Source organism: Curtobacterium subtropicum, assembly GCF_030362975.1.
In the GTDB taxonomy this organism is placed as follows: Bacteria; Actinomycetota; Actinomycetes; order Actinomycetales; family Microbacteriaceae; genus Curtobacterium; species Curtobacterium subtropicum.
The window spans coordinates 1-13814 of record NZ_JAUCMM010000017.1 but is presented as its reverse complement, the minus strand read 5'-3'; the positions used below and the strand labels follow the sequence as shown (position 1 = coordinate 13814).

Genomic DNA, 13814 nt, shown 5'->3' with positions numbered 1-13814 from the left:
GCTACCTGCTCGCGCCCGTCGGGGGTGTCCACGAGCACGGGTGCCGTCCGTCGACGATCGCACCGGTGAACAGATCTGGAACTCCAGTATTGTGAATGTTAGTATTTGTCCATGACCCGACCCGCCACCCCGATCCGTGTGACCGTCGTCACGCAGTACTACCCGCCCGAGATGCAGGGGTGGATCCCGGCATCGGTGGCACGCGGTCTGGCGGAACGGGGTCACGACGTCACCGTGGTGACTGCCTTCCCGAACTACCCGTTCGGCAAGGTGTTCCCCGGGTGGAAGCAGCGTCTCGGGCACGTCGAACAGGACGGCGACGTCACCGTCCACCGCGTCCCGATCGTTCCCGACCACTCCGACCGTGCCGTTCGGCGGATCGTCAACTGCCTGAGCTTCGCTGCATCGTCGATCACGGCGACCCGCGCCGCCCGACGTGCAGACGTCGTCTACGTGCACAGCGCCCAGCCGACCGCGGCGATCGGGCCGATGCTGTGGCGGCGACTGTTCGGGACGCCCTACGTCCTGCACGTGCAGGACGTGTGGCCGGAGTCCGTCACCGGGTCCGGCATCGTGCAGAGCGCCGGCACTGCGCGCGTGATGCGGACGGTGCTCCTCGCGTGGCTCCGTCGACTGCACCGCTCCGCGGCCCACGTCATCGCGATCGCACCCGGCGCCGCGCGGCTGCTCGTCGACCGGGGCAGCCGGCCCGACCGGACCTCGACCATCGTGAACTGGGCGATGCACCTGCCCGACCCCGCTGCACGGGCAGCGCGATCGGACGACGGCACCACGACCATCGTCTACGCCGGCAACCTCGGGCCGAACCAGGGTCTCGACGCCGTCGTCCACGCTGCAGCTCGGTGTGCGGACCTCCCCGGGCTCCACTTCCGCTTCGTCGGCGACGGCCTCGCTGCCGATCGTCTGCGCGCCCTCGCGTCGGACCTCGGCGCTCCCAACATCTCGTTCGAGCCGCCGGTCGGTCGCGACCAGATGCCCGCCGTGCACTCCGGTGCCGACTTCGAGATCGTCGCACTGGCCGATGCCCCGATGTCCCCCATCACCATCCCCTCCAAGCTGCAGGACGCCATGGCGAACGGGGTCCCCGTGATCGCGGCCCTGCCCGGGGACGCCGCTGACCTGGTCAGCCGAGGATCGGCAGGACTGGTGGCGCGCCCGGGGGACGTCGACGCGATCGAGACCGCCTTCCGCGCCGCGCACGCGACCGGCGCCCCGGAACGCGAACGACTCGCCGTGAACGCCCGCGCCGTCGTCCGGACGCACATGCGCCCGGATGCGGCCATCGACCGCATCGAACAGATCCTCCGGGAGGCAGCCAGATGACCCCCTCCGTCCCGTCCCGTCCGTGGACGCGCCCGAAGCACGCGCTCGACCGAGTCGCAGCGGTCGTCCTCCTGGTTGTCCTGTCGCCGTTGCTGGCGCTCATCGCCGTCGCCGTCAGGTGCGAGGGGGCGGGGCCGGTCATCTACCGACAGGTGCGTCCCGGTCTGCACGGAGCACCGTTCCACATCGTCAAGTTCCGGTCCATGCGGCCCGACGCGGCGCTCGAACGGCTGGGTACCGACGGCGACCACCTGCGGATCACACGGCTCGGGCGGTTCCTCCGCGCGACGAGCCTCGACGAGCTCCCGAACCTGGTCAACGTCGCCCGCGGTGAGATGAGCATCATCGGGCCGCGGCCGCTGCTCATGTCGTACCTCGACCTCTACTCGGAGCACCAGGCGCGCCGCCACGAGGTCCGCCCCGGCATGACCGGCCTGGCGCAGGTGAACGGTCGGAACGAGTCGGACTGGGAGACACGCTTCGACCTCGACGTCGAGTACGTCGAACGGTGCTCCTTCGGGCTCGACCTCCGCATCCTCCTCGCCACGGTACGGACGGTCGTGACCAGGCACGGCGTGTCCGCCCCGGGGCACGCGACCATGACGCTCTTCCGCGGGGAGACCGCTCCGCAGAGCGAACACCGGGACGCCTCCCTGACCGCCTGACACTCCTCGCTCACCCCGCGCAGACCAGCGCGGTCTCCCGACCCGAAAGGAACCACCATGGACGTCCTCATCGTCGGCCAGGGCTACGTCGGCCTCCCGCTCGCGATGCGCGCTGCCCGTGCCGGGCACCGCGTGACCGGCATCGACCTCGACGAACGCCGCACCGCCGCGCTGCGCCGCGGGACCTCGTTCGTCGAGGACATCCCGGACTCCGAGGTGCAGCACGCCCTCGCACACCTGGGGTACCGAGCCGTCAGCGACTACGCGGACGTCGACCGGTTCGACGTCGCGGTGATCACCGTCCCGACACCCCTGACCGATTCGTTGCCCGATCTCCGGATGGTCGAGAGTGCTGCGCGCGCCCTGGCCCCCCTGATCGTCGACGGAGCGCTCGTGGTCCTCGAGTCCACCACGCACCCCGGGACCACCGAGGACCTGCTGGTCCCCATCCTCGAGGCCGGTTCCGGGAAGCGTGCCGGAGTCGACTTCTCCGTCGGCTACAGCCCGGAGCGCATCGATCCGGGCAACACCACCTGGCGTCTGGAGAACACGCCGAAGGTCGTGTCCGGCATCGACGACCGCTCCCTCGAACGCGTGCAGGCCTTCTACGGCGGACTCGTGGAACGGATCGTCCCCGTCGCCGGCACCCGCGAGGCCGAGCTCACGAAGCTGCTCGAGAACACCTTCCGACACGTCAACATCGCTCTCGTCAACGAGATGGCGATTCATGCAGAAGCGCTCGGTGTCGACATCTGGCAGGTCATCGAGGCAGCGTCGACCAAGCCGTTCGGGTTCATGCCGTTCACCCCGGGACCGGGCGTCGGGGGGCACTGCCTCCCCGTCGACCCGAGCTACCTGTCGTGGCAGGTGCGCAAGCAACTCGGCAAGCCGTTCCGGTTCGTCGAGCTCGCGAACGACGTGAACGAGCACATGCCGGACCACGTCGTCGAACGGGTGTCCCGGATCCTCAACGACGCCGGCCGAGCGGTTCGCGGTGCGCGGGTCCTCCTGCTCGGGCTGTCCTACAAGCCGAACACCGGTGACGTGCGCGAATCGCCCGCGATGCGGGTGCTCGAGCTCCTGTGCGAGCGGGGCGCTGCCGTGACGGCCGTCGACCCCCACGTGGAGGACCACCGGTGGCCGTCGACGGCAGCACGGGCCGTGGACCTCGACGCAGCGCTCGCCGACGAGCACGACGTGATCGTGCTCGTGACCGGGCACGCCGAGTTCGACCGTGACACGGTCCTGGACGCCGGCATCCCGGTGTTGGACACACGGAACGCACTGCGCTCCGCGACCCGGGCTGCGACGGAGCTCGTCGAGACGCTCTGACTCGGACGACACGAAGGAGCGGCACGGCGTGAGCCGTGCCGCTCCTTCGTGTCGTACCCGTTCCGTGTCGTACCCGTTCCGTGTCGTACCCGTTCCGTGTCGTACCCGTTCCGTGTCGTACCCGTCGCCCGGTGTCGTACCCGGAGAGGCTGGACCGCGCGCGACGCGTCAGTCGTCGAGCAGGTCGAAGACGTGCGGAGCCGTGGAGGACCGCCACCGGTCGTACACGTCGGCTGCCCGTCCAGCGCGCTCCGCGAGTCCCGCCGGGGAGAGCCCGGCCCACTCGCGCAGCACACGGGTCCACTCCGTCACGCCGCCGCCGGTGACGACCGACCCTCCGCCGTCCGCCAGACGGCTGGTCCAGGGCGTGGTGTCGGGGGCGAGGACGGGCCGCCCCATCGCGAGGGCCTCCGCGATCGTGCGGCCGAAGTTCTCGCTCGCCGAGGCCGTGATGAACGCATGTCCGCGGCGGATCGCTGCGAGACTCTCGGCACCGTCGAGCGGCCCGAGGAACCGGACGCGGACCTGCTCGGGCAGCGCTTCGGTGAGCCGTCGACACCGCTGCTCGTACGCCGGGTCCTGCGCCGGACCCGCGACGTCCAGGAGGACCGGTCGATCGATCCCGACGAGCGCTTCGAGCACGCGGTGGAGCCCCTTGTGCTCGACGAGTCGAGCCAGGAAGACCAGGTGGAGCCGGTCATCGTCGGGCAGCAGCGCACGGATCGATCGTCGCGGCAGGTCGACCTCGTTCTCGCGGACGACCACCTCGAGTCCGGCTCCCATGAGTTCCCGGATGTGTCCGGCCTCGTCCGGCGACGACGCGTGCCACTGCACCCCGTCGTGCAGCCGGAGCAGCTTCGCGGCGGACAGGAACAGTCGCTTCCTCCGACCGCGGTGTGACAGGGCCGCCGGACTGCACTCTCCCCGCGGGGCGAGGAGCACCCGGGTCGGTCGGAGCAGCCGGACCCTGGTGAGCAGGAGCGGCAGGATCGAGAACGTCGGGTCCAGCAGGCTGTTGAGGTAGAGCAGGTCGGTCGGCCCGGATCGCCGGAGTGCTCGCGCGACGCGCACGGCTCCTCCGATGCCGTCGGCACGGACGTACTCGACGGCGCGACGCGGCTGGTCCGTGACGCGTCTGGTCGCCGTGAAGGGCTCGGTACTGCCGAGGTCGTGGTCACGCGTGACGACGTGCACCCGGTGGTCCGCGCCTGCAGCGGCGGTCAGCGCGTCCAACGTCCTCGCCGGACCACCGGCGAGGACCGCAGGGGTGAAGTACGGGGCCAGGACGGTGACGTTCACCGGACGGACCGTTCCGCGACGCGCTGCGCGACCGCACGCCACTGCGCGCGGGTCGCCGCGACGGAGAAGGACGCCTCGACGTGCGCGCGGCCCGCGACACCCATGCGATCGGCGCGTGCCGGGTCGCCGAGCACGAGCGCGACCGCCGCTGCGAAGCGCTCCGGCATGCCCTCCCCGGTGTCGACCAGCATCCCGGTCATGCCGTCCTGAACAACGTGACGGGCCCCACGGGTGTCGGTGGCGACGACGGGGAGCCCGCTCGCCATCGCCTCGAGGAGCACGATGCCGAGTCCCTCTTCGTGCGAGGCCAACGTGAAGACGCTGGCGGACCTGAGCAGCTCGACGACGACCCTCGGCTCGGGTGAGGCCAGCACGTCGACGTGCTCGTGCAGGCCGAGGGCGTGGAGGCGTCCGGCGTCGACTGCACGCAGGCCGTTGCGCCCGGCCAGGACGAGTCGTCGGGTGACACCGTGCTGATCGCGGAGCAGGCGGTAGGCCTCGAGGAGCCCGCCGATGTTCTTCCGTTCGTCGTCGAGGCGACCGAGCATGACGATGGGTCCGGACTCGGCGCGGCGCTCGGGAGCGGAGAACCGTGCCGTGTCGACGCCGAACGGCAGGAGGTGGACCGGCGCGGCGGTCATCCCGGCGAGGACGTCGCGCATCCCCGGGTTCAGCGCGATGACCTCGTCCGCCACCCGGAGCCCTCGGACGTCGAGGCGCTGGACCACCCGGGTGGAGAGCCGGCGCCAGGCGGCCGTCGGTCCGCGTCCTGCGGCCAGCGCAGCCTGCCGTTCCTCCTCGACCAGGGTCGCGACGTTGAGCACGACCGGGACGTCGGTGCCGTGGAACACGTTCGCGAGCGCCGGGGAGCCGGCGACCACGAGCGCGACGTCCCGGTCGGCCACCAGGTCCGTCAACACGCGCCGCGGGAGGTACCGCACTGGTTCGACCTCGCCGAGGTGTGCGCCGACGTCGTGGACGACCACGGGGCCGAGCGCACGCTCCTCGGTCACCGGCCCGCGGTGCCACGTGGAAGGTGCTCCGAGGCGACGGTGCTGCGGCGCGTTGCGGGAGGTCCGGACGGACACCACGCGGACGTCCCAGCGCGCGTCCTCGGACAGCGCCGGGTCGGTGAAGGCCTCGATGGCGAAGTCGGCCACCGCCGCCAGCCCACCGCCCCCGTAGGCCGGCGTCCGGTACTCGGGCACGACGAGCGCGAGTCGTCGTCGGTGCGGCCGTGTGGTGCCGGTCATGTCTGGTCCCTCCGTCGAGCGTGGATGAGGTGCGCCCACCAGAGCGCTGCGTTCAGTGCGGTGACCGCAGCCGCCATCGCTGCCATGGCACCGATGCCGATCGGGATGACCGAGATCATCGCGGGGATCCGGAGCAGGGCCGACACCGCCCGGAGCTGCACGATCCGGCGGGACATGCCGAGCGCGCGGTGCGCGGACTCGGGGACCGCTGACACGAGCTGGAACAACAGTTCCAGGGCGGTGAGCGGGAGGATCGGTGCGACGAACGCCCAGGTCTCGCCGAGGACGGCTTCTCCGGCCGGGGCCGGGAGCGCGCCGGCTGCAGCGAGCGCGACGAGTCCCGGACTCGCCACCAGGCACAGCAGGACGGTGTCACGGCGGAGCCCCCGGAGCCCGCCCTGCGAGCGGAGCCGGGAGACGGCGCGGGGGATCAGTACGGAGCGGGCTGCGCCGAGGCACACCGTCACGGGGCCGGCCAGCGTCCCGGCGCCGCGGAGGGCTGCGGCGACCGTGAGGCCGCCAGTGGCCGCCGACACCCACGTGACGAGCTGGACGACGCCGCTGCCCATCACGGTGTCGGCGGCGAACGACAGTGATCGGCCGGTGGGCACGGGGGTCGACCGCCATGCCGGGAGGAGGTCGAACCGTTGCCGGACGGCGCTCACGTACCCGAGGACGGCGCCCGCTCCCGCCCACACCGCGAACGCCGTGAGGCCGGACCAGGAGCCGACCGCGGTCCCCACGAACGCCACGACTGCGACGGCGAGCCAGGTCGTCTCGACGAGGACGGCGGCGCCGCAGGACCCCCGGGCCACGGCGACGGCACGGACGCACTCCCGGATGGTCAGTCCGTGGAGCGTGATCGCGCCGACCAGCAGGTACTCGGAGTGGGTGACCAAGCCGGCGATGCCGACCACGACCGCTCCGGCCGCGCCGATGGACGAGGCGCGGCCGATGCGCGTCAGCGCGGCCGATCCGACGGGGTTCACGACCAGCGGATCGGTCACGGCGGACCGCGCCATCGCGGTCGACAGGGCGACGGCGGCCGCGGCGACGGCGAAGCGTCCGGTCTCCTCGACGCTGGCGACGCGCGCGACGGCGGTGGCGACGAGGAACCCCGAGGCGCTCGTGCTCAGTGCGACGATCAGGGCGCCGATGCTCCGCACCGCGAACCGTCGGGGACGCTGCGCGGGCGGGTTCACCGGGCCGGTTCCAGACTCGGGTGCGGGTGCGGGTGCGGGTGCGGATGCGGTTCCTCGACGGGGAGCTCCACGCGGACCCGGGCCCACACCTGGAGCACGAGCAGCACCGGTGCGGTGGCGACGAGGGTCTGCAGCAGTTTGATGAACGAGTCCGGAGGGGTCGCGAGCATCGAGAGCGGACCACCGATCAGCAGGACGAACAGCACCATCGCGACGGGCCGCACCTCGACGGAACGCCAGGGACGGAGCGCGCAGACGGCCATCGCGGCGGACGCGTAGACGAGGACGACGGCGAGTGCTCCCCAGAAGAACCACACGGTCGCGACGGGCAGGAACGTGTACGCCGAGGTCGAGGTCCCGCCGAGGAACTCGTTGACGGCACTCCCGGACGAGATCGGGGGTCTCGACGGATCGAGGATCCGCGGGACGAGGCCGTACCGGAGCGCCTGCCAGAAGTCCGGCTGCCCCAGGTCGTGTCCGGCGCCGAACTCGCGGGCACGCACGACCTGCTCGTCGAACCGCAGCCGGTCGGCCGCGGCCGTGGCCGACTCGTCGACGTCGATGCCGTTCTGCAGGCGCAGGGCGTTCCGGATCGCGAACACCGTCGGCCATGCTGCAGCGACGACGGCGACGCCCGTGAGCGTGATGGTCGGCCGGACGAGACGGGTCATGAGGAACAGCGCGACGACGAGCACCGTCAGGGAGCCGAGCTGCACGGTGATGTTGGAGATCCAGGCCGCAGCGACCTGCGCCGCGAGCAACGCCCCGACCCACGTGAGGGTCTCCGGACGGGTCATCCCGGTCAGGAAGTGCGCGGTGATGCAGAGCGCGAGCGCGACCTGCCCCCACGCGTTGAACGGGGTCAACGCTCCCGCGAACCCGCCGGCGACGTCTCCCGCCACCTGGGTCTGCAACGTGCTCGCTCCGAGCGCCGGCGCTCCGACGTTCGCGACGATCGAGACGACCGCGACCACCCGGGCGACGACAGCCACACGCTCGCCGTCCCAGCGGAGCGACGGTGCAGCCGAGCGGACGCTGCCCCGCCGAGGTGCCGTGCCCCCTTGCGGCCCGAGGCTCCGTTCGGTGAGCGCGATCGTCGCGAGCGCTCCCTCGACCGCGAACGCGCCGCCGGCGGCGAGCGCGGCGGTCATCAGGATGAAGTCGGTGCCAGGGGTGTCGTTCCACAGGGCGAGCGGCAGGATGACCAACAGGTAGGGAGCGAGCACCGCCGTGGTCGTGGGGAACCGGAGGAGCGCCCGGATCGCGAGCGGCCGCGCAGCCTGCCCCGTCACGGGCGTCGCCGGACACCGGCCGACGCGTGGTGCGCGTGTGCCGTGCCCAGGATGAAGCCGACCACGCGCCGGGCCGTGTCCGGCACCGCGTAGGCGGTCGGGCCTCCCGTCTGCGTCGGATCCGCGGTGGCACGCACGAAGCGCACCGCTTCGGTCACCGCGCGAGCGTCGACGCCCGCGGTGACCATCGAACCCGTGTCGATGGCCTCGGGGCGCTCGATCCGGTCGCGCAGGGTCACCGCCGGGAAGCCGAGCATGACGGACTCCTCGCTGACGGTCCCGGAGTCGGACAGCACGACGAAGGCCGAGCGCTGCAGTGCGTTGTAGTCGTGGAACCCGAACGGTTCGTGCAGCCGGAGGCGCGGCCAACGGGACGCGTCGAGTCCGGTGAGCGACCGCCGGGTGCGTGGGTGCGTCGAGACGAGCACCGGCAGCCCGTGCTCGTCGCCGACGGCCTGCACGGCGTCGAGCAGCGCGACGAGCCGAGCCGGTTCGTCCACGTTCTCCTCGCGGTGGGCGCTGACGAGCACGTACCCGCCCGCATCGAGGCCGAGCCGGTCGAGCACGTCGCTCGCCTCGATGGCGGCGAGGTGCGCTGTGAGCACCTCGCGCAGCGGGGAACCCGTGAGCATGATGCGCGAGGGGTGGATCCCCTCAGCGAGCAGGTTCCGCCGAGCGTGCTCGGTGTAGACGAGGTCGTAGTCGGCGACGTGGTCGATCATCCGGCGGTTCGTCTCCTCCGGGACGTTCTCGTCGAAGGACCGGTTCCCGGCCTCCATGTGGAACACCGGGATCCGCAGGCGCTTCGCGATGAGTGCTGCGATCGCGCTGTTCGTGTCGCCGAGGATCAGCACGGCGTCGGGACGCTCGAGCAGCAGGACCCGTTCGGTCTCGCGCAGGACGTCGCCGAGCACTGCGCCGAGTGACGAGGTGTCGATCGACAGGTGGTGGTCGGGGGTCCGGAGACCGAGGTCCTCGAAGAAGACGTCGCTCAGCTGCCGGTCGTGGTTCTGCCCCGTGTGCACGAGCACGTGGTCACACGTGGCGTCGAGGAGGCGGACGACCTCGGACAGCCGGATGATCTCCGGGCGGGTGCCGACGACGGTCAGGACCTTGGTCCGGGGCTGCGGTGCGTTCGTGGTCATGCGATGTCCTGGAAGGTGTCGGGTCGGAGGGGGTCGTGGAGTTCGTTGGTCCAGAAGGCGGTGACGAGCGGCGTGTCCCCGGTGTTGGTCAGGGAGTGTGCCCAGAGCGTCGGCATGTCGACGGCGACGGGCCGGTCCCCGCGTACCTCGATGACCCGACGCTCGTCGGCGAGGACACGCCGGAGGGTGATCCGTGCCTCGCCCTGGAGCACCACGAAGCGCTCGATCTTCCGGCGGTGGAAGTGGTCACCGCGGGTGACCCCGGGCACTGTGGTGGACACCCCGGTCTGGCCCGGACCGCCGTGCGCCCGCACGAGTTCGGTGAACGCACCGCGATGGTCCACCGCGGCCGTCAGGGGGTGCGTCGGCGCAGCGACGTAGGAGCGGTAGGTGTTGAAGAGGTCCCGGTCGAAGGCCGAGTCCAGAGCAGGGATCTCCCCGCGGCGGTGGACCTCGGCGAGCGCCGTGATCCGTCCCGCCAGGTCGGGGACGGACATCGTGGTGCCGCGCCGGTCGAGCTCGCCCTGGCCGATCGAGCCTGCGAGCGCCTCGGCGACGTCCTGCGCGTGCACGAAGGTACGGACGTGGTCGGACTCGACGACCGGCTGCTCACCCCTCGCGATGCGGTGGCAGAAGGTCAGCGCCACGCCGTTGTGGTACGGCGTGCCGTGCTCGCCGAAGACGTTCTGGATCACGAGGTCGACGAACTCGGCACCCCACCGCGTCGCCGCGTCCGCGAGGACCTCCGCCGCGCGCGCCTTGCCCTCGGTGTACGGACTGGTGCCGCGCATGCCGGTGTCCGCGTACACCAGGCGTCGTGGCCGGGCTCCCGTCGCGTCCAGGGCGGCCACGAACCGGCGGGCGAGTTCGACGTTGCCCTCGCGGACGTCGTGGTCGGCGCCCCGGGAGATCCCGGCGACGTGGATCGCGGTGTCGATGTCGGTGAGCTCCTGGCCCGGCGCGGTCTCGTCCGTGGTGCGGAGGTCGACGTCGGTCCAGCTCCGGCCCTCGGCGTGCAGCACCGTCCTCAGGTGCCATCCGACGAGTCCGCCGCGACCGCTGATGGCGATCACGCCGCGAGCCCGATCCGGGTCCGCCCGGCGCGTGCGAGCTCCGCACGGATCTCGGGCAGCGAGAGCAGGAGCTCCTCGACGCCGCACACGTCGAGGCGGTCGACGAAGTGCGAGTCGTACGCGACACGGTCGGTCTGCGCGGGGTCGCCCTCGTCGACGTACGCGGAGTAGTTCAGGTCACGGATGTCCGCCGGGATGCGGAAGTAGTCGCCCATGTCCTGGGCGCGGGAGAGCTCCTCGCGGCTGGCGAGTGCTTCCGACAGCTTCTCTGCGTGCCGCGTGCCGATCACGCGGAACGGGTCGCCCGTGACCCCGAACAGGTTCGCGATCGCGCGGGCCAGGTCGCCGATGGTGCACGACGCTGCCTTCTTGACGAACAGGTCCCCCTGGTTCGCGTGGACGAAGGCGTGCTCGACGAGGTCGACGCTGTCGTCCAGGGACATCATGAAACGGGTCATCTCGGGGTTCGTGATGGTGAGCTGCTGGCCGCGACGGATCTGGTCGACGAAGAGGGGGATCACCGAGCCACGCGAGTACATGACGTTGCCGTACCGGACGCAGGACACGATGGTGTCGGACTCGTGGTTGTTGAGTCCGAACGACAGCGCGACCTTCTCCATCAGCGCCTTGCTGATCCCCATCGCGTTGACGGGGTAGACGGCCTTGTCGGTGCTGAGGCAGACGACGGACTGCACGCCGGCGGCGACGGACTCCGCCACGACGTTCTGGCTCCCGAGCACGTTGGTGCGCACCGCTTCGAGGGGGAAGAACTCGCACGACGGGACCTGCTTCAGTGCGGCGGCGTGGAAGACGTGGTCGACACCGCGAACGGCACGGCTCACGCTCTCGGGCTCGCGCACGTCACCGAGGTAGAAGCGGGCGCGCGGGTCGCTCAGCTCCATGCGCAGTTGGTCCTGCTTCGCTTCGTCCCTGCTGAGGATCCTGACCTCGCCCACGCCACGAGCGAGGAGCCGTCTCGTGACGGTCTTGCCGAAGGAACCGGTGCCGCCGGTCACGAGGACACGGGAGCCGATGAGGGAAGCGGTGTTGAAGGTCATGATGGTCCTGTCTCGACTGGGAACGTTCTGACGTGTGGTGTCCGCCTCGCCCCGCGGGGGACGGCCCGTCGAGCGGGGCGGTGCGGGTCCGGACGACGGGGCGGTCGTGTCACTCGGCGACACGGACTCCGCGGGTGGGACGGAGTTCCGCCCTGGTCAGCTCCGGCGCTGCGCCGAGGTAGCCGTAGCCGTACTGCTGGTGCGGGGTCTTCACCATCGTCACGGCGAGTCCCAACGTGTGGGCTTCCGCGCGCTCCAGCACGGCGAGCGCGTCGCGGAGCTCGTGCGTGTGCGACTTGCCCGCCGCAGTGACGACGATCGCTCCGGAGCTCGCAGCGGCGAGCACCGCTGCGTCCGTCACCGGCAGCAGCGGTGGCGTGTCGACGATGACGTAGTCGTTGGTGGCAGCGAGCGCCGCGAGGACCTCGGTCATGCCGGCCGAGGAGAGCAGGTCGGCCGGGTTCGGGGGCACGGGGCCGGTGGGGAGGACGGTTCCGGTCTCGCCCCAGGGGACAGCGACGTCGACGAGTTCGGCTCGGCCGATCAGGACGTCGGTCAGGCCCGCGTGGTTGTCGATGTCGAGTCGGCTCGCGACGGCCGGGCGCCGGAGGTCGCAGTCGATGACGGCGACGCGCGCCCCGCCCTCCATGAGCGCCGCGGCGAGGTTGACCGTCGTGGTCGTCTTCCCTTCGCCGGGGTTCGCCGAGGTGATGACGAAGACCCGTCCGCTCGTGCTCCGTCCGAGGAAGCGGAGGTTCGTCCGGAGTGCGCGGAACGCCTCGGCGAATGCGCCTCGACCGTCCCCCTGGATGAAGACCGGCGTGCGCTGGAGGTTCTTCCACCTCGGCACGACTCCCAGCACGGGACGGTCCGTCACGGACTCGACCTCGCTCCGGCTCCGGATCTTCGTGTCGAGCAGTTCGCGCAGCATGGCTCCGAGTACACCGAGCGCGAGCCCGCCGCCGATCCCGAGGAACAGGGTCTTGGCCGTCTGCGGGGTCGCACGGTCCTGCGGGACGACAGCGGGCTGCACCGTGCGGATCGACACCGGGCTCACCGATCCCGCGCTGGCGTGCTCGAGATCGTCGGCGACCAGCTCGGTGAAGCTCTTGCTGATCGCGTTCGCAGTGGCTGCGGCCCGCTCCGCCGAGGTGTCGTTGACCGTGACGTTGAGCAGCACGGTGTCGTGCGGCGATGCTGCACGGACCCGGCGGGACAGGTCCTGCGCGCTGGTCTGCAGCCCGAGCTGGTCGATCGCGGACTGGAGCACCCGGGGCGTCGTGATGATGTCGACGTACGACCGGACGCGCTGTTCGGCAGCGTTCCCGCCCTGGACGAGGTCGGTGGCCGACCCCTGCTCGGAGGCCGCGACCGTGACGTAGAGGCGAGCGGTCGCGTCGTAGGTCGGCGTGGCGAGGACGAGCTGCGCTGTGCTTGCAGCTGCGCCGAGTGCCAGGCCGCCGAGCGCGATCGGCCACCGGCGTCGCAGCGCGCGGAAGATGTCGGGCAGATCCATACCAGTCCTGTCGTCGAGTCGGTGCACAAAGCATAGCATGTGAAATATGAAGTAGGAAGATCCCGGGAGCGGGAACCACGAAGGCCGACCGGTTCCCCGGTCGGCCTTCGATTCGGATCGTCGAGGACGATCAGCGCACGGTGTTGCCCGCCCCCTGGTCGTCGACCTGGGGGGTGCCGGACTCGACCCGCACTGTGTTGTTGGAGCCGAGCAGCATGACGGAGTCGACCGACGCGACGGTGATGGTGTTGTCACTGCCCTCGACGACGAGGCTGCCGGTCTCACCGATGGTGATCGTGCTCCCGGCGGCGGTGACGGCAACGGCATCGCAGTGGTCGATCGAGCGCTTCACGTGCTCGCCGCTCAGGATGGCCTGCTTGCCGTCGCAGGCGTTGTCGTAGGCCGCGGGCGCACCCGGGTCCGGGATCGGAGTGGTGGCGGTGGCGGTGGGTGTCGGTGTCCCACCGGTGGGATCGGTCTGCTGCGCGGAGCAGCCGGTGAGCAGGAGCGCGGTCATGGTGGCGGTGACGAGCGCCACAGCGCTGCAACGGATCGGCATGGTCGTCCTTCGAGGTCGTGTCGGGCCTGCGGTCGTTGGTCGGCGGCTGGTCGGAGACGTGCTCCGACCAGCCGCC

At 71.2% G+C, this 13814-nt stretch carries 12 protein-coding genes; 3 read left to right on the top strand and 9 right to left on the bottom strand.

The genetic code is table 11. The features are described 5' to 3' along the window. Positions 1 to 111: 111 nt before the first annotated feature. The 3 genes from QUG98_RS15885 to QUG98_RS15875 are packed head-to-tail and all read left to right on the top strand — an operon-like array spanning position 112 to position 3341. On the top strand, positions 112 to 1344 hold the full coding sequence (locus QUG98_RS15885; protein ID WP_289471464.1) for a glycosyltransferase family 4 protein: 1233 nt from the start codon (positions 112 to 114) through the stop codon (positions 1342 to 1344). Further along, positions 1341 to 2009 carry a sugar transferase gene (locus tag QUG98_RS15880; protein ID WP_289471463.1) on the top strand — a complete coding sequence of 223 codons (669 nt, stop codon included), beginning with the start codon at positions 1341 to 1343 and terminating at the stop codon, positions 2007 to 2009. The genes QUG98_RS15885 and QUG98_RS15880 overlap by 4 nt, the downstream gene beginning before the upstream one ends. 57 nt (positions 2010 to 2066) lie before the next feature. Next, a complete protein-coding gene (locus tag QUG98_RS15875; protein ID WP_289471462.1) occupies positions 2067 to 3341 on the top strand; it encodes a nucleotide sugar dehydrogenase in 1275 nt (424 codons plus the stop codon). A gap of 168 nt (positions 3342 to 3509) precedes the next feature. Here the strand turns inward: QUG98_RS15875 and QUG98_RS15870 are convergent, their stop codons facing one another. The 9 genes from QUG98_RS15870 to QUG98_RS15830 form a co-directional block, all read right to left on the bottom strand. After that, a complete protein-coding gene (locus QUG98_RS15870; protein WP_289471461.1) occupies positions 3510 to 4640 on the bottom strand; it encodes a glycosyltransferase family 4 protein in 1131 nt (376 codons plus the stop codon). Then, positions 4637 to 5893, bottom strand: coding sequence for a glycosyltransferase family 4 protein (locus QUG98_RS15865; protein ID WP_289471460.1), 1257 nt, complete (start codon positions 5891 to 5893; stop codon positions 4637 to 4639). The genes QUG98_RS15870 and QUG98_RS15865 overlap by 4 nt, the downstream gene beginning before the upstream one ends. Further along, positions 5890 to 7095, bottom strand: a complete 1206-nt coding sequence (locus QUG98_RS15860) for an MATE family efflux transporter (RefSeq protein ID WP_289471459.1) — start codon at positions 7093 to 7095, stop codon at positions 5890 to 5892. Before QUG98_RS15860 ends, QUG98_RS15865 begins: the two co-directional genes overlap by 4 nt. Then, on the bottom strand, positions 7092 to 8387 hold the full coding sequence (locus QUG98_RS15855; RefSeq protein ID WP_289471458.1) for a hypothetical protein: 1296 nt from the start codon (positions 8385 to 8387) through the stop codon (positions 7092 to 7094). Before QUG98_RS15855 ends, QUG98_RS15860 begins: the two co-directional genes overlap by 4 nt. Next, positions 8384 to 9532: a non-hydrolyzing UDP-N-acetylglucosamine 2-epimerase gene (wecB, locus tag QUG98_RS15850; RefSeq protein ID WP_289471457.1), complete on the bottom strand. Its 1149-nt coding sequence runs from the start codon at positions 9530 to 9532 to the stop codon at positions 8384 to 8386. The genes QUG98_RS15855 and wecB overlap by 4 nt, the downstream gene beginning before the upstream one ends. Beyond that, positions 9529 to 10605 (bottom strand): polysaccharide biosynthesis C-terminal domain-containing protein, encoded by a 1077-nt coding sequence (locus QUG98_RS15845; RefSeq protein ID WP_289471456.1) that lies wholly within the window; start codon positions 10603 to 10605, stop codon positions 9529 to 9531. Before QUG98_RS15845 ends, wecB begins: the two co-directional genes overlap by 4 nt. After that, positions 10602 to 11663 carry a polysaccharide biosynthesis protein gene (locus QUG98_RS15840; protein ID WP_289471455.1) on the bottom strand — a complete coding sequence of 354 codons (1062 nt, stop codon included), beginning with the start codon at positions 11661 to 11663 and terminating at the stop codon, positions 10602 to 10604. Before QUG98_RS15840 ends, QUG98_RS15845 begins: the two co-directional genes overlap by 4 nt. A 109-nt stretch (positions 11664 to 11772) precedes the next feature. Next, on the bottom strand, positions 11773 to 13179 hold the full coding sequence (locus tag QUG98_RS15835) for a tyrosine-protein kinase domain-containing protein (RefSeq protein WP_289471454.1): 1407 nt from the start codon (positions 13177 to 13179) through the stop codon (positions 11773 to 11775). A gap of 130 nt (positions 13180 to 13309) precedes the next feature. Beyond that, positions 13310 to 13738: a DUF3060 domain-containing protein gene (locus tag QUG98_RS15830; protein ID WP_289471453.1), complete on the bottom strand. Its 429-nt coding sequence runs from the start codon at positions 13736 to 13738 to the stop codon at positions 13310 to 13312. Positions 13739 to 13814: the final 76 nt, after the last annotated feature.